The organism is Parasphingorhabdus sp. (assembly GCF_965233695.1).
Classification (GTDB): domain Bacteria; phylum Pseudomonadota; class Alphaproteobacteria; order Sphingomonadales; family Sphingomonadaceae; genus Parasphingorhabdus.
The window spans coordinates 1090410-1106084 of record NZ_OZ247497.1 but is presented as its reverse complement, the minus strand read 5'-3'; the positions used below and the strand labels follow the sequence as shown (position 1 = coordinate 1106084).

Annotated in this window: 16 protein-coding genes; 7 read left to right on the top strand and 9 right to left on the bottom strand. The window is 55.0% G+C overall.

What is annotated here, in order from left to right:
- The first annotated feature begins 7 nt into the window (after window positions 1-7).
- Window positions 8-487 (top strand): MmcB family DNA repair protein, encoded by a 480-nt coding sequence (locus ACO6S1_RS05160; protein WP_422346142.1) that lies wholly within the window; start codon window positions 8-10, stop codon window positions 485-487.
- Between the two features lie 26 nt (window positions 488-513).
- Here the strand turns inward: ACO6S1_RS05160 and ACO6S1_RS05155 are convergent, their stop codons facing one another.
- Window positions 514-1089, bottom strand: coding sequence for an ankyrin repeat domain-containing protein (locus tag ACO6S1_RS05155; protein WP_422345252.1), 576 nt, complete (start codon window positions 1087-1089; stop codon window positions 514-516).
- Window positions 1090-1284: 195 nt separating this feature from the next.
- On the opposite strand from ACO6S1_RS05155, the gene ACO6S1_RS05150 reads away from it, so the two are divergent.
- Genes ACO6S1_RS05150 through ACO6S1_RS05140 form a run of 3 tightly spaced genes read left to right on the top strand, consistent with a single transcriptional unit; the run spans window position 1285 to window position 3060 of the window.
- Window positions 1285-1890 carry an SCO family protein gene (locus ACO6S1_RS05150; RefSeq protein WP_422345251.1) on the top strand — a complete coding sequence of 202 codons (606 nt, stop codon included), beginning with the start codon at window positions 1285-1287 and terminating at the stop codon, window positions 1888-1890.
- Window positions 1887-2324, top strand: a complete 438-nt coding sequence (locus ACO6S1_RS05145; RefSeq protein WP_422346141.1) for a YcgN family cysteine cluster protein — start codon at window positions 1887-1889, stop codon at window positions 2322-2324. The genes ACO6S1_RS05150 and ACO6S1_RS05145 overlap by 4 nt, the downstream gene beginning before the upstream one ends.
- Entirely contained in the window at window positions 2293-3060 is a 768-nt protein-coding gene (locus ACO6S1_RS05140; protein ID WP_422345250.1) for a M48 family metallopeptidase, read from the top strand. Before ACO6S1_RS05145 ends, ACO6S1_RS05140 begins: the two co-directional genes overlap by 32 nt.
- Window positions 3061-3081: 21 nt before the next feature.
- On the opposite strand, the gene ACO6S1_RS05135 is transcribed toward ACO6S1_RS05140, so the two are convergent.
- On the bottom strand, window positions 3082-5199 hold the full coding sequence (locus ACO6S1_RS05135) for a transglycosylase domain-containing protein (RefSeq protein WP_422345249.1): 2118 nt from the start codon (window positions 5197-5199) through the stop codon (window positions 3082-3084).
- Window positions 5200-5287: 88 nt separating this feature from the next.
- Complete coding sequence (gene msrB, locus ACO6S1_RS05130) at window positions 5288-5686, bottom strand: peptide-methionine (R)-S-oxide reductase MsrB (protein WP_422346140.1); 399 nt, start codon at window positions 5684-5686, stop codon at window positions 5288-5290.
- A gap of 446 nt (window positions 5687-6132) precedes the next feature.
- Here msrB and ACO6S1_RS05125 point away from each other — a divergent pair, with 446 nt between their 5' ends.
- Entirely contained in the window at window positions 6133-6633 is a 501-nt protein-coding gene (locus ACO6S1_RS05125; RefSeq protein ID WP_422345248.1) for a DUF4402 domain-containing protein, read from the top strand.
- A 30-nt stretch (window positions 6634-6663) separates the two neighbouring features.
- Here the strand turns inward: ACO6S1_RS05125 and holA are convergent, their stop codons facing one another.
- The 4 genes from holA to ACO6S1_RS05105 form a co-directional block, all read right to left on the bottom strand.
- A complete protein-coding gene (holA, locus tag ACO6S1_RS05120; RefSeq protein WP_422345247.1) occupies window positions 6664-7692 on the bottom strand; it encodes a DNA polymerase III subunit delta in 1029 nt (342 codons plus the stop codon).
- A gap of 38 nt (window positions 7693-7730) precedes the next feature.
- Window positions 7731-8240, bottom strand: coding sequence for an LPS assembly lipoprotein LptE (gene lptE, locus ACO6S1_RS05115; RefSeq protein ID WP_422345246.1), 510 nt, complete (start codon window positions 8238-8240; stop codon window positions 7731-7733).
- Window positions 8237-10792, bottom strand: coding sequence for a leucine--tRNA ligase (gene leuS / locus ACO6S1_RS05110; RefSeq protein ID WP_422345245.1), 2556 nt, complete (start codon window positions 10790-10792; stop codon window positions 8237-8239). The genes lptE and leuS overlap by 4 nt, the downstream gene beginning before the upstream one ends.
- Window positions 10793-10856: 64 nt before the next feature.
- Window positions 10857-11288, bottom strand: a complete 432-nt coding sequence (locus ACO6S1_RS05105; protein ID WP_422346139.1) for a DUF3576 domain-containing protein — start codon at window positions 11286-11288, stop codon at window positions 10857-10859.
- A 428-nt stretch (window positions 11289-11716) separates the two neighbouring features.
- On the opposite strand from ACO6S1_RS05105, the gene ACO6S1_RS05100 reads away from it, so the two are divergent.
- Window positions 11717-12463 carry a hypothetical protein gene (locus ACO6S1_RS05100; protein WP_422345244.1) on the top strand — a complete coding sequence of 249 codons (747 nt, stop codon included), beginning with the start codon at window positions 11717-11719 and terminating at the stop codon, window positions 12461-12463.
- A 52-nt stretch (window positions 12464-12515) separates the two neighbouring features.
- Here the strand turns inward: ACO6S1_RS05100 and ACO6S1_RS05095 are convergent, their stop codons facing one another.
- Window positions 12516-13070 carry a thiamine phosphate synthase gene (locus ACO6S1_RS05095; RefSeq protein WP_422345243.1) on the bottom strand — a complete coding sequence of 185 codons (555 nt, stop codon included), beginning with the start codon at window positions 13068-13070 and terminating at the stop codon, window positions 12516-12518.
- 54 nt (window positions 13071-13124) lie between these two features.
- Between ACO6S1_RS05095 and ACO6S1_RS05090 the strand changes: the two genes are divergently transcribed.
- Window positions 13125-13787, top strand: a complete 663-nt coding sequence (locus ACO6S1_RS05090; RefSeq protein WP_422345242.1) for a YggS family pyridoxal phosphate-dependent enzyme — start codon at window positions 13125-13127, stop codon at window positions 13785-13787.
- Here ACO6S1_RS05090 and ACO6S1_RS05085 read toward each other — a convergent pair.
- Window positions 13784-15670, bottom strand: a complete 1887-nt coding sequence (locus ACO6S1_RS05085) for a cation:proton antiporter (RefSeq protein WP_422345241.1) — start codon at window positions 15668-15670, stop codon at window positions 13784-13786. The two genes, ACO6S1_RS05090 and ACO6S1_RS05085, sit on opposite strands and share 4 nt — an antisense overlap.
- Between the last annotated feature and the right edge of the window lie 5 nt (window positions 15671-15675).

Here is a 15675-nt window from a genome sequence, read left to right as displayed (position 1 = left end):
TGGTCAGATGGGAGATGTTGTTGCGCCGTTAATTGGCGCTGCTGCGGTTGCTCGGGGGGTGGCGAGGCTTTTTTCCAGACATGACATCATGCTATTATCGGAAGTCAGCTTGCCGAACCGACGGCGCGCAGACTTGATGGGAGTCGATGCCAAGGGGCAGATTGTTATCGTGGAAATAAAAGTCGCGCGGGGGGATTTACTGGGTGACGACAAATGGACGGAATATCTGGAATTTTGTGATCGTTTTTACTGGGCGGTTCCTGGTGATCTCGACATTGCTCCATTGGGCCGCTCTGATTTTCTGCCGGAGCGAGCGGGTTTGATAATCGCCGATGCGTATGACGCAGAAATGGTCCGACCTGCGGCCACCCATGCCCTGGCACCCGCACGGCGCAAAGCGGAAACCATGCGATTGGCCCGGCGTTCTATGCAGCGATTGTCCGTCCTAAATGGCTGGATTGACCCCGAGGCGCGAGAATTTTACTAAACCACGCGTATCGAGCGACTGTGTCTCTATCCCTCAGGGCCGAAAAACCGGCCTTCGGATTTCGGCTTTTTCTCGGCGTCGGATTTTTCAATTTCATTTAATATATTGGCAGCTCGCCGGTCGCGCGTTGCATAGTCACGCGCAGATAGCCCTGCCAACGTGTCCGGGCGATCGGCGTCCGCCCCATTTTTCAAAAGGAGCCTTGTCATTTCGGAGTCCCGCAGCTGTACAGCACGAATCAAAGCCGTTTCACCTTGGTTATTAGTCTGATTAACATCGGCATTTTGGGCCAATAATATCCTTGCTCCTTCGACAAAGCGCAATTGAGCGGCAAGCATCAGCGGTGACGTTCCCTGTTTATCCCTAAGATTGGGATTAGCCCCTTTTTGCAACAAAAAACCGAGCCAGGTAGCATCCCGCCGCCCAACAACGATGTGCAACGCGGTTTCTCCGGTAGTGATATCGCGCGTATTGACGATTACAGTGCCCGGTTCATTCAAGAATTTGGTAGCTTCAGTACCGTCGCGGTCTTTCACTGCCTTGAGGAAATTATAGCTGCTCGAGAATTGTGCTGTCGCCAGTCCCGGAACCATCAATGACATTATGGCAACCAACCCGACAATAAATTTTTTGGCGCTAGATTTCCGATTGTCCCGGTTTGCCATCCTAGAAATTTTACCACTGCCCCAAGCCATGAATATCACCCTATCTCAATTTGTCGGCCAGATCGTCATCTGCCGATAGAATCCGTCAATTATCGGTTGAATATTGTTTTCTAGCAGACCATGTCTGGCCGCATGATGAACAATTTCCTATCTGCCGTTTCCACGATCCTTGTAATCAGCCTGTTGTCTGCCTGCAACCCGGCTTCTTCGGATAGTGCTACCGAAGAACCACCACTTGCTGGTGCAGCGATTGGTGGGGGTTTTACGCTGACCAATCAGGATGGCGAGAAAATCTCTGATACGGACTTTGCCGGCAAATATCGCATTATATATTTCGGTTTCACCTATTGTCCGGATGTATGCCCGATTGATCTCGCCAATTTGATGAACGGCCTTACCCTTGCGGAGAAAGAAGATCCGGCAATGGCGGAGAAGATCCAGCCCATCTTCATTTCCATTGATCCAGAGCGTGATGGTCCGGAACAGCTGAAGCAATATGTCGATAATTTTCACCCCCGTTTGATAGGTCTGACCGGTAGTGTTGATGAAATTGCCGCGGTTGCGAAGAAATATCTGATCATTTACAACAAACGCGAGGCCGAGGGTTTCAGCGACTATCTGGTCGACCACAGCCGCCAGGGCTATTTATTTGGTCCGGAAGGTGAGCCGATTGCGTTGCTGCCCTATGACGGGACACCCCAGCAAGTCGCGGATGAAATCAAGCGGTGGACGCAATAGCCGATCAGCCGCCTTTCTGGGAGCAACCGCTCGACACGCTGGATCGCGCTCAGTGGGAGGCCTTATGCGATGGTTGTGGCAAATGCTGTTTGCTTAAAGCCGAGGATGAGGATGACGGCAAAATTTACATGACCAACATCGCGTGCAAATTGCTCGATACACAAAGCGCGCAGTGCGGTGACTATCGCCGTCGCCGCTATTATGTTCCGGATTGTGTTCGTTTGACTCGCGGAAAACTTGACCAATTCACCTGGTTGCCGGATAGTTGTGCCTATAAAATGCGCGCTCGTGGTCTACCGCTTCCCGAATGGCATTATCTGATTTCCGGGGACCGCGAGACCATTCACGACACCGGAAATTCGATTCGGGGTAAAGTCATTACGGAGGTAGAAGCTGGACCGATTGAACAGCATATTCTCGACAAGCCGTTCTGATTCCCGATCTGCATCGGTCGATCAGGACGCATTGGAAATTGAGCTTGAAGGGCGCTTTTATCCGCTAAGGGTTCGCAAATTGGCGCAAGCGCGATCAATTGCGGTTTCCGTTGACACGGTAAAATCGGAAGTCCGCCTGACCATGCCGCGCTATGTCAACACGGCTCAGGCGCTTCGCTTCGCTCAGTCGAAATCCGAATGGTTGGCCGAGCGTTTTGCCGAAGCCCTGCCACCAATACCGATTGTCGATGGCGCGCAATTGGCATTTGCCGGTCAGACACATGTCATTTGCTGGTCTGATCAATATAGCCGCAAGCCAGTGAAAATAGACGGTGAAATTCGCGTTGGAGGCCCGCAAGATCGGGTTTCAGCGCGGGTAATCAGCTGGATGAAAGACGAAGCGCGGGATGTTTATGCGGATGATCTGGCGGATTACTGCCTGCGCGCAGGCATGAAAGTACCGACGCTGTCCGTCGGCGATGCGCGCCGGCGATGGGGGAGTTGTTCCGGGCGCAAAGCCATCCGGCTAAGCTGGCGGCTCATCATGGCCCCGCCAATGGTGCGTCGTTCGGTGGTGGCGCATGAAGTGGCCCATTTGCGCCATATGAACCACAGCCCGGCTTTTTATGCCTTACTGGACAGCATATTCGAGGGTGAACGCCGTGTTGCCGACCGCTGGCTCAAACAACATGGTGCGGCCCTGCATCTCATCGGCGCTCCTGCACGCGAGACCTAGCAGGCCGTTGTAACACGCAGCTTATTCGTTTGCTGGCCGTGGCAAGAGGGACACGGGCGCGTTGGGTTGGTCGGGCGATTCAGGTCTGCCCGGCGGTGTCTTCCTGGCCGGCGGTGCGGCTTCTGGTTCATCCGGCTCTCCGCGGCCCAAAACCGAATCAATCCATCCCTGATCCAGTTGCGGTGGTCCATCATCAGCCTCACCGCCTTCCATATCATATTCCAGGCCCTGCCCCGTTTCGATTGGCATGCCATTTTCATCGACATAGATGCCGTCCTCCGGCGCGCCGAACAATTCCTCTTCATCGGGCTCCAGCTGCCAATCAGGCAATAGCAGTTCAGTATCAAATTTTTCGATTTTCCGCTTTGCTACCGCAACTTTCATGAAGGCTGCGAACGCAGCTGCTGGCGCTCGTCCGCCTTGCAGGCCGCGAACCGGTTTTGCGTCATCGCGCCCCATCCAGACGCCGGTTGTTAACCCGCTAGAAAAACCAAGAAACCAGCCATCCTTGTTACTGCTGGTCGTTCCTGTTTTACCGGCTACCGGTCGCCCGATATTCGCTGCTCTACCGGTGCCAACATTTACCGCTGTCTGCATGAGATCGGTAATCCCGGCTGCGACCCAGGGGTCTACCAGAACGCGGCTGCCATCAAATTTGTTCTGATACAGGACGTTACCGTCCATGGTACTGACCTTGGTAATGGCATAGGGCGTGATGGCGATGCCTTTTGCATTGATCGAGGCAAAGGCGCGCGTCATTTCAACCAGTCTGACATCAGAAGTACCAAGCACCATCGACGGATTAACGTCAATCGTGGTGCTGATACCAAATCGCCGGGCCATATTCGCTACCGTGGAAGTGCCGATATCATTGCCGATGGCGGCAGCGACCGTATTTTTGGAATAGGCAAAGGCACTGCGTAACGAGATATCGCCCGCATAGTTTCCGCCGCTGTTGCGCGGCGTCCAATTGCCAATCTTTATGGGCTGGTCGGTGACCATATCATTTGGCGTGTAACCCGCCTCCAAGGCGGCCATATAGACAAATATTTTCCAGGCAGAGCCCGGTTGCCGCACGGCCTGGGTTGCACGGTTATAATTGGACGTCACATAGTCCGTACCGCCCACCATTGCGCGCACCGCGCCGTCCCGGTCAATTGCGACCAATGCCCCTTGTGCACCGGCGGGTACACCGGTCTGGATGGCATTGGTGGCGGCGCGTTGCATGTCCAGATCCAAAGTGGTCCACACTTCAATCGGCTCAATCGTTTCATCGATCAACAGATCGAGTTGCGGGAGCGCCCAATCGGTAAAATAGCGGACGCTGTTCTGCCTGGGTTCTGGTGCCATTTTCACCGCCGTCGGCTCGGTTTCTGCTGCCTGTGCTGCCGTTATTGCACCGGCATCCTGCATAACGCGCAGGACAACGGTTGCGCGGTCAATTGCCGCCTGCGCATCGGCTGTCGGAGAATAGCGCGATGGCGCCTTGACGAGTCCGGCGATAATTGCTGCCTCGGCAAGGCTTAGTTCTTTGGCACCATGGGCAAAAAAGCGGCGGGAAGCGGCATCAATACCATAAGCGCCGCCGCCATAATAAACCTTGTTGAGATAAAGTTCGAGAATTTGCTCTTTGGAGAATTTGCTCTCCATAGCCAGAGCGAGCATGATTTCCCGGCCTTTTCGACCAAAAGTCCGACTGTTATTGAGGAAAATATTACGAGCCAGCTGCTGGGTGATGGTCGAGCCGCCCTGCGCCCAGCGCCCGCGTTCCAACCTGACCTTGATCGATCGTGCGATGCCGATCGGATCGACACCCAGATGACTTTCATACCGGCGGTCTTCCACCGCCACCATGGCGTCAATCATGACTTGCGGAATATCTTCGTAATCCAGCCATTGACCATAGCTGGGGCCCATGGAGAATAGTTCGCGACCATTGACGTCAAGGACGCGGATCATCTGGCCATTGGGAGAGGATTTCAGGTCTTCATAGCCAGGTAACGAGGACCGGATGACGGCAACCGCTACGATGAGTGCAATAAGCCCCATCAATCCGACTACAAATCCCGTCTTCACGATCCGGGAAAACCACTTTCGGACCGGTCCTGACTGTTTACTGCGTTTTTTGCCCCGCGCCATATTGTCCCATTCACGATACGCTTACTCAGCGTGTGTTTAGCGTTTTATCGTCTTACTGCAGGCTGAACGATGTAGGACAGCAAAATCTTCAACTGTCCTTCGGTTCAAATTCAAGCGCGGCGCTGTTCATGCAATAGCGCAGGCCATTGGCGGCTGGACCATCGGGGAAAACATGGCCCAGATGCCCGTCACAGCCGGTGCAGCGCACCTCGATACGGCGCATTCCGTGGCTAAGGTCCTCGATTTCGGTAACGGCATCTGCCTCGGCGGGTTCGGTAAAGCTGGGCCATCCGCAACCGCTGTCGAATTTTTTTGTCGCATCAAATAATTTGGTCCCGCACCCGGCACAAAAAAACTCGCCGTCACGTTTTTCCGCGTTGAGCTTGCCGGTAAAGGCGCGCTCCGTTCCTGCTTCGCGCAGGACATGATATTGTTCCGGGGTGAGTTTGTCGCGCCATTCCTGGGCGCTGAGAGTGATTTTTTCCATGGCGCTAAAATGGGGTGGAAAGACCCTGACGTCAAGCGGAGCATGGCCAAAGTTCACACGGTTCACACCCTGTTCCGGGGCGAACCAGGTGTCGCAATGATTACCACTTCCCGAGGCATAAGGAGGCGACATCTTTTTTTTGATTGTATCGAAGTGTCGCATTGTCCGTTCAAAGTTCACACACATCACAGCCTGTTTGCACTGAATATCTACATTTGACATTTTCGGCCAAGCAGACGGGAATGGCAGATTCCGGCGAATATTGACAAGAGCCAGCCTGTCATCGCCCGGCATGTTACTAACATAAAAATATTTCTGTAGGAAAGCCGGCCAGGCCCTGCTCACAAAATATTAACCATTTTTTCAGGGCTTTGCGGCAAAATACATTGGTTGTGATTTTCTGCTTAAAATATCGGCCGTATTTCCGGGGCCTGCTTGCGTTGCTGATGGCCTGTGCGATCAGCCTGCCGCAAAGCGTCGCAGCGCAATGCCGCCTTTGCGCGACCGATAGCTCCACTTTGTCATCTAACCGTGCGCCGGAGCAAAACGAAATACCGTTAAATATAGAGATCACCGCCAATCTGGATTTTTCGCGCCTGGCGCTGCTCAATCGGGCAGGCGGCGAGGTGGAACTCGATCCGCAATCGGGGCAACGCCGGATTAGCGGCGCTTTGACTGATCTGGGCGGATTATCGCTGCACGGTGAAGGCCGTCTGACTGGCGCGCCGGGCCGGCTGGTGCGTGTGCAATTGCCCGAACGGATCATCCTCAGCGCGCCTAATGGCGCTACTGCCGAGCTGGCCAAGCTGGACACTGATCTTCCGGCGCAGGCGCGGCTGGGCGGCGATGGGCGATTGACCTTTTCCTTTGGCGGCCGATTGCGCGTGACCGGCAATGCCAGCGGTCAGTTTCGCGGCCGGATCGCGATTACCGCAGATTACGAATAGTCAGGGCCAAAGTCAGGGCCATAGTCGGGGTCAGCGCAAACGCGCGGCCTTTCTGGCGATGGTCAGCAATTCCTGTTCGACCAGCACATGTTCCGGCTGACCGCTGCTTTTGAGAGCAATTTCCAGCGCCAATATTCGTTCAATAAGCCGGCCAATATGGGCCGATGACCAGATATTCAGCTGCCGCGCATAATTGTCGCGGTCTTTCCAGAACACGCTGGGATGATTGACCAATTTGCCGATATTCGACCCCTGATCGGCTTTGGTGCGCAGTTCGGCGAGTTTGGTCAGATGGCGCAGCATGAGGCGGATCAGGCCAACTTCGCTAAAGCCGGTGGGGCTCACCGCCGCCAGTTCCTCCGTCAATTTTCGGGTATCACCGCCAATGGCTGCATTGATCAGCAAGCCGAGATCTTCCTCATCATTTTCGGCACCGAGCAGTGCCAGCAATTCCGCCTCGGCGTCCTGCGGACTATCCGGCGTCGCATCGAGGTATAGCGCAATTTTCTCCACTTCCAGTCTGGCCAGGACGAGATCATTGCTGGTCAGCGCGGCGATGGCGGCAGCCATATCGCGCGACATCCTGACCCCTTCGTTGCGCGCCATGCCGGTTATGGCGGCCACGGCGTCGCCCTGCGTGGTTTCATAGCAGGTAGCAATCAGTGCATCGGGCGCAGCGGCAATTTTTTTGGCCAAGGCGGTCTTGTCCGCCATGCCTACGGCGACAATAAAGACGGGATCGCCTTTGGTATCACTTTCCAGCAGCGTTTCTATGGCAGTTGTGGCACGCACCGCTTCACCGCTGTTGAGCCGCACCATGATGAATCTCTTGTCGCCGAACAAAGAGGCTGACGTGGCTTCATCATTCAACCGGGCAGCGCTTTCGGTCAGGTCGGCAATCGTCAGATCAACCCGCTCGGCCGATTGGGCGAACGGGGCAGCCAGTTCATTGGCCAAAGCCTGACACCGGGTGGCATTGGGGCCGCACAACACGGCCAGTCGCACCGCATCGGGGGCGGCGTGAAAGCGTTGTACAATGTCCTTGTCTTTGACTTTCACGAGTTTGCTTTCACCGCTGTGTCTTCATGATGATGTCATCAGTTGTTGCTGGCTTGTTCCCGGGCAAATAGCGAGAGCCGTTTGACAATCTGATCGGCAACGCGCGTAGACAGGTTTTCCAATGCGGTTTCCTCTGCAGCGATCGTCGCATATTCCGACGATACGACATCGATACCGGCATCGGATCCGGCGGTCGCGTCCAATACGACTTTGCTATCAGACAGACGCACCAGTTGATAGCGTGCCCGCAAGGTGCGGCGTTCGCGGGTAATACGGTCGTTGCTGCGCACCCCAAAACCGGCAATTTTATCGTCAAGCTCGACAATCAGGCGATAGCGGGCTTCGCTGCCTTCAAAGGTGGAAAGCTGATCATTCAGCGCATTGCGCATGAGCCAGCCGGCCTTGCCCTTTATCGGTTCAATTTGCACGTCGCCCAGCTGCGTTGCCACCACACCGTTGGAGCCGCCGGAATAGAGCGGCTGTAATCCGCAGGACGCGAGCAACGCGCTTGCGAGGAAAAGCACAGAAATATGGCCTATCCGCATCATATGACGATGTTGACCAGTCGGTCGGGCACCACGATCACCTTCTTTATGTCCGCTCCATCGATGGTACGCTGCACTTTCTCCGAGCCAAGTGCAAGTTCCTCCAGTGCGGATTTGTCGCTACCCTTGGCCACGGTAATCGTGTCGCGCAACTTGCCGCGCACCTGAATCGCGATGGTGACTTCATCTTCCACGAGCAGGTTTTCGTCCACATCCGGCCAAGGTGCATTGGCGACAAGATCGCTTTCGCCGAACAGCGCCCATGCCTCTTCGGCAATATGCGGCACCATAGGCGCAACAATCCGGGCCAGCGTGCGGATGGCGTCATGACGATCGGATGAGGGTTCCGCTTTCTCGATGATATTGATCAGTTCGAAGATTTTTGCGACCGCTTTGTTGAAAGACAGCGCTTCGATATCTTCAGCAACACCGGCGATGGTTTGATGCAATTTTCGTCTCACGGCCTTGTCTTCGCCAGCGGGCATTGGCTGATCCGCTACGGAAACAAAGAGCCGCCAAAGCCGCTGCACGAAGCGCCAACTGCCTTCAATGCCAGCTTCTGACCAGGGTAGGTCGCGTTCCGGCGGACTGTCGGACAGCATGAAGAAACGCACCGCATCCGCGCCATATTGGTCAATAATCGGATCGGGATCGACGACGTTTTTCTTCGACTTCGACATTTTTTCAATGCGGCCGATTTGAATCGGTGCGCCGCCGGATGATTTGAACACGCCGCCTTCGCGGTGATCCACTTCGTCAGGGCTGTAATAGACGATTTGATCGGCCCCGGTTTCGGCGTTCTGCACAGTTTCAAAATAGGTTTCGTGAGTCACCATGCCCTGCGTAAACAGGCTCTCAAATGGTTCGGCAAAATCAAGCTTGCCAATAGAAGCCAGCGCGCGGGTCCAGAAACGGGCGTAGAGCAGGTGCAGAATCGCATGTTCAATGCCGCCAATATATTGCGAGACGGGCATCCATTTTTTGACCGTATCGGCATCAAATGGCTGGTCATCCGGCTGACTGGCAAAGCGCAGGAAATACCAGCTGGAATTGGTGAAAGTATCCAGCGTATCGGTTTCCCGCCGTGCCGCCTTGCCGCATTTGGGGCAGTCGACTTGGCTCCACGTTTCATGGCGTTCCAGCGGATTGCCGGGAATATCAAAGCTGACATCCTCGGGCAGTGTGATCGGCAACTGATCTTTCGGAACCGGCACCGCACCGCAATCATCGCAGTGGATGATCGGGATGGGCGTGCCCCAGTAGCGCTGGCGCGATACGCCCCAGTCGCGCAGGCGCCAGGTCGTCTGGGCCTTGCCCCAGCCTTCGGTTTCAGCCTGATCGATGACAGCTTGCTGGGCGGCCTCTATATCCATGCCGTCCAGCATGCGGCTGTTCACCAGCTTGCCGGGACCCGTATAGGATTCGTCGTGAATCGGCGCGTCTTCTTCGCCTTCCGCAGCGACCACGCGGGTCACCGGCAGGGCATATTTGCGGGCAAAGTCGAGGTCGCGCTGATCATGGGCGGGAACGCCGAAAACAGCGCCGGTGCCATAATCCATCAACACGAAATTGGCGACAAACACCGGCAATTCCCAGGACGGATCCATGGGGTGGACCGCTTTCAGGCCGGTATCAAAGCCCTTTTTCTCCATCGTCTCAAGTTCGGCGGCCGTCGTGCCGGTTTTCTTGCACTCTTCACAGAAAGCGGCGAGCATCTCATCATTTTGCGCCAGTTGCTGGGCGAGCGGATGATCAGCGGACAGGGCAACAAAGCTTGCGCCGAAAATCGTGTCCGGGCGGGTCGAAAAAACCTCAATGGTTTCAATATCGTGCTGCTTTTCGGCCAGTGCGAAATGAAATTGCAGGCCTTGTGATTTGCCGATCCAGTTTTCCTGCATCGTGCGCACTTTTTCCGGCCAGCCCTTCAGATCATCAAGGCCACCGAGCAGTTCTTCCGCAAAATCGGTGATTTTCAGGAACCACTGATTCAATTTGCGCTTTTCGACAGGCGCCCCGGAGCGCCAGCCCTTACCATCAATCACCTGTTCGTTAGCCAGCACCGTCATATCCACCGGATCCCAGTTGACCGCAGACTCCTTACGGTAAACCAGACCACCTTCGAACATATCTATGAACAATGCCTGTTCCTGGCCGTAATAATCGGGCTCGCATGTGGCGAGTTCCCGGCTCCAGTCGAGCGCAAAGCCCAGCCGTTTAATCTGATCCCGCATTCCCGCAATATTGGCGCGGGTCCATTCGCCGGGATGGACTTTCTTTTCTATCGCCGCATTTTCCGCCGGCATGCCAAAAGCATCCCAACCCATCGGATGGAGCACTTCAAAGCCCTGCATGCGCCGGAATCGGGCAAGCACGTCGCCCATGGTATAGTTGCGGACATGGCCCATATGGATGCGGCCAGAGGGATAGGGAAACATTTCCAGCACAAAGCTGCGCGGCTTTGGCGATGCATCGTCGGCTTCAAAAACACCGGATTCAGCCCAACGGGCCTGCCAGCGCTTGTCCGCCGATAAAGGGTTGAAACGCTGATCGGTCATGCAGGTCCTATAAGAATATGGCCTGCTTCAGCAGGCTCGTCATTGGATTGGTTGGTCGCCCGCCCTAATTGGTCAGGGCCCCGCGCCGCAAATCGCGCGCTTTGGTCAGAATAATCTGTTCCAGCTTCTGCGTGGTCGCGGCCTTCACCGGGGCATCAACCCATGTATTACCGCTGCGTACTTGCCGCGAAGCGCCAACGCGCAGGGCATCAGCGCGCAAATCCTGATCAAGGATCGAGATATTCAGTTTCATCCGCTCCGAAGGATTTTGCGGATTCACGTACCAGTCGGTCAGAATCACGCCGCCATTGCTGTCGGTTTGGGTCAGCGGCATGAATGACAGGCTGTCGAGCGTGGCGCGCCACAAATAGCTGTTCACCCCAATGGTGGTGATTTGTGATGCCGCGATATCGGCTTGCGGCCGGTCGCCGCCGGCGCAAGCGGAGAGGCCGGATACCATTGCCACGGCCGAAAGACCCATTGCCAAAGGACGCATTTTAGCGGTGGATAAAGAAAGGCGGGACATGAACAAGCTCCTCATTGGCAATATGGCGCGTTCCTAATATTCGTGGCGCCCTATGCCGGTAAATCTGATTTCAACGCTCTCTATAATTGCTTTGCCGCAAGGGGCAAGCCAAAGCGCAACATTTCGCTCATGCGAAGGACTGGGTGAATGGCAGTTGAATAACCTGCCATCACAAAAGTCGAAACCATGGACCCGGTGATTAGGCCGGGATGAGCGAGTCGATAAGCTTGTGTTCAGCTTGAACTATCTATTTTAACGATGTTCGGACAATAAACCGTAACCGATCTGCAACAGAAAGCGCTTAGATCACAAAAATCGGACAAAATCAGCAAGTTGACTCGTCTAGTGCCAAATTATTTGGTATAGATTTAAGACAGCAAGGGGATCATAACGTCGTCATGAAGAAAAATGGCAATCTTTTGGGTTGGTTAGCCGCGGGACTCGCGGCCTCTGGTCTTGCCATGACTCCTGCTTTGGCGCGTGTCCTTTCTGATCAAGCCAATGCAGTTTCCCTCAGCACGGTGGGTTCCTTTACAACGGCGGGTGCTGATCCTGTGCTGGCAGCAAGTTTCAAACAGAATGCGCTGCGCGGCAATACGAAGTTCAAATTTACACCAGCCGGCGGCAGCACATCAGGCGATCGTGCAGTCACCGTGGTGGTACGCCAGGATGCGTCCAGCAAAGCCATTTCCATCCGCGAAAATGTTTCTGCGGCGACCCCGGGGGCAGGCGTTTTAACACCAACCAAAATCACGCCGACATCCTTTAGCCTTGGCACAGCAAAAGGCCTGAAGAGCTTTGCCCTGCCGGTCAAGAAGCTTGGGGATAATCTTCCCGACCTTTCTGAAATCGGTTCCGGCGTGGGCACCACGCTCGATGCCGATCAAAAGACTTCGGGCAAGAAGAGCCGTTTCAATACGCGTCTGTCAATCGACGCGAAAACACCGCTTGGCGCAGCTCCCGGTGCGTTGGATGCGAGCGAGAAAGATTATTCACTTGATTTAGGCGGCAGCTACTCGGTTACGCGTAATCTGGCTGTGACCGCTGGTGTGCGTCTGAAGAATGAACGCGACCGGATGGCTCCATTGACGGATTCTCGCCAAGATAGCCAAGCCGTTTATGTCGGAACGCAGTTCCGCTTCTAAACGATGATCTGCCGCACGTTTTGGCGGGCTGGCTTTTCCAATATATTCAAACCTAACCACTCAATCCATCAATAGCGGCCCACCCCAGTGCGCCGAGATGTTCTCGTTGCTGAAATCTTTGGGCAGTCATGCCGCCGAGCAGAATGACCGGTAGTGGACATAAGCCAATCAGTTTTTTTGCCTGCATATGGCCAAGCGGTTTTTGGCCGGGATGGGAACGGGTTGCAAAAACTGGTGATAGAAATAGCAGGTCTGCGCCCGCATGCTGGGCGGCCCTGATTTCGCTGATATTGTGGACAGGGGCGCTGTGCAGCAAGCCCGCGGTCTGGTGTCGCTGCCATTGCCGTCCATGAACGCCATCGGCGCCCCATAACCGAGCCAGTCTGGGCGGCCCGGCTAGCATCAGGAGATGATCCTTGCGGCGTGCGCACGCTTGGACCGATTTGAATCTCTGATATCGGGAATCGCCGTCGAGATGATAATGGCGAAAGATTATCCCGCTGCCACGCGGCAGATTTGATATCGATTCTTCCAGCACGGCATCGTTACGGAGATCGGTCATCAGCCAGATTTGCGGATAAACTTGGGAAAAGCAGGGCTGGTGCATGGAGTTCACCTGCCATATAGGCGGCCCAATAGCCATTGAGATTTTATGAAGCAAATGACCAAACCCAACGAATGCCTGAATGCGGTTCAAGACCAAATCGCCAAAGCCGCTAGGCTGGCGAGCCGCAAACCAGAAGCGGTGTGCCTGATCGCGATATCGAAAACCCGTTCAGCGGAAGAGATACAGCCATTGCTGGACAGCGGCCACAGGGTGTTTGGCGAAAACCGTGTGCAAGAGGCGGCGGCCAAATGGCCGGCGCTGCGGGAGGCTTATGACGATGTCGAATTGAATCTAGTCGGCCAATTGCAATCCAACAAGGCGGAAGATGCTGTGCAGCTATTTGATGCGATCCACTCGCTGGATCGCGCTTCTTTGGTCAAGGCGCTCGCCAAGGCGATGGATAAGCTGGATCGCCGGATACCATGCTATGTGCAGGTCAATATCGGTGAAGAATCACAAAAGGGAGGCTGTGCCATAGACGAACTACCGGCCCTTCTTGAGTCAGCGCGGTCTGCCGGGATAGATGTGGCTGGCCTGATGTGTGTTCCCCCTTCTGCGGTAAACCCCGCGCCTTATTTTGCGCTGCTGGCGAAACTGGCCAACGATAACGGGCTTTCGGGTCTCAGTATGGGCATGTCAGGCGATTTTGAAACGGCGATCAAGCTCGGTGCGACGCATATTCGTGTCGGTACCGCCCTATTTGGTCGGCGGGTTTAGCTTTCGCTTTCGTTGTCGACGGTTTTCCCGGCGGCATTTTTTTCCGGCCCGTTTTTCTCTGCCTCTCTGGCAGCACGATCAGCTTTGCGTTCTTCGGGTGTGTCCGGTGCTACAAAGCTGATAACGACATCGCCGTCTTCGATAACCGGCCGCGTATCCGTAGCGAAGAAAAGCAGTCGGCGATCTTCTTTGAGCACGGCCAAAGGCTCCTCACCCGGCTCTAGATTTTTGCGATATTCCTCGGCGGAAAAAATTTCGGTAATGTTGGTTTTGCTGAACCGCCATCCGTCACGTTCCCGGTCCAGCAAGCTGTTAAAGTCGGCGCCCGATTCAAACAGAATCCTGCCATGGCCGACCTTGCTCTTGGATTTGCCGCGGCTGTCGTTGGATAGGCGGCTAATCTGGTCAAAGCCCATTTCTGGGCCGAGATCAGCAGTGATCAGCTGATTGTGACTGTCATTGTCCGTCGCCACAATCATATGTTGAAACTCACCCAGTTCGATATGATCATTATGGGCTTCGTCCAAAATGTCACCTTGATGGACCTTCAGGTCTTCATGTCTGGCACGGCGAAGGGCAAATGGGCTGGTATCCGCCATCAAGACTTCGATATTGAGGGATTTCAGTATTTTTCCAAGCGCAACGGTCCATCGTGTTGCACCGACAATCAGCACACCTTCACCCTTGCCCTCATTGATGCCCAGGCGCTCGGCAACCCAGCCGGCGGAAAATCCATGCGCAAATATGGTTGCAATGACGACCGCAAAGCTGAGCGGAACGAGGGCTTCTGCTCCCGGAAAACCATAGTCGACCAGACGGATGGCAAAAAGACCGGTAATCGCGACCGCAACAATACCGCGCGGTGCAATCCAGGCAATGAACAGACGTTCCCGCCACGGCAGCGAGCTGAACAATAGAGCGACGAGAACCGATATCGGGCGGACGACAAATAGCAACAATATCAGAAAGATCACAAATTGTGGCCGGAATTGCTGAACGGTTTCCCAATCCAGTGTTGCCGAGAGAATGATGAAAACGCCGGAGATCAGCAAAACCGCCAAATCTTCCTTGAACCGGTGCAGCGCTTGGCTGGAATAGATTTGGCGGTTCGCCATCACGACGCCCATGACCGTCACCGTAATCAAGCCGGTTTCGTGCATGATGAGATCCGCAAGGACAAACCCGCCGATAACTGTAATCAGGAGAAATGGTGCCTTGAGATATTCCGGAACATGGCCGCGCGGGAATAGCCACGTAATCGCATATCCCAGCGCTGCTCCGATCAGGCCAGCGAGAAAACTGGCGGCCAGCACGTCCATGCTGATCGAAGCGATATTCGCATTTGGGCCTTCATAGGTGATATAGGCGTAGATCCCGACCGCGAGCAGTGCGCCGATTGGATCGTTGACGATTCCTTCCCATTTCAGCACATTGCGCACGCGCGAAGGTACCCGGAGTGTGCGCAGCATCGGACCGATAACTGTTGGGCCGGTGACGATCATAATGCCGCCGAGCAGCGCGGATATCTCCCACGAAAGGCCCGCGCCATAATGGGCCGCGCCGGTTCCCAGGACCCAGGCTATCGGCCCGGCTATGAACACCATCATGAACACAGCGCCGCCCGCTTGGCGCAGTTCCCGGAAATTGAGGCTTAGCCCGCCTTCAAACAGGATTACGGCAACGGCGAGCTTGATGATCGGTTCCTGCAGCGCACCAAAATCGCGCTCTGGGTCAATAATTCCCAATATTGGTCCCGCGATGATGCCGACAATCAGCATCAGGGCAATTGCCGGCCTGCCGGTGCGCCAGGCAACCCATTGAGCGCCAATGCCCAACAGGCCAATCAACGCAATTTTCACCATCAGCGAATCAACAATAATCATTTGTA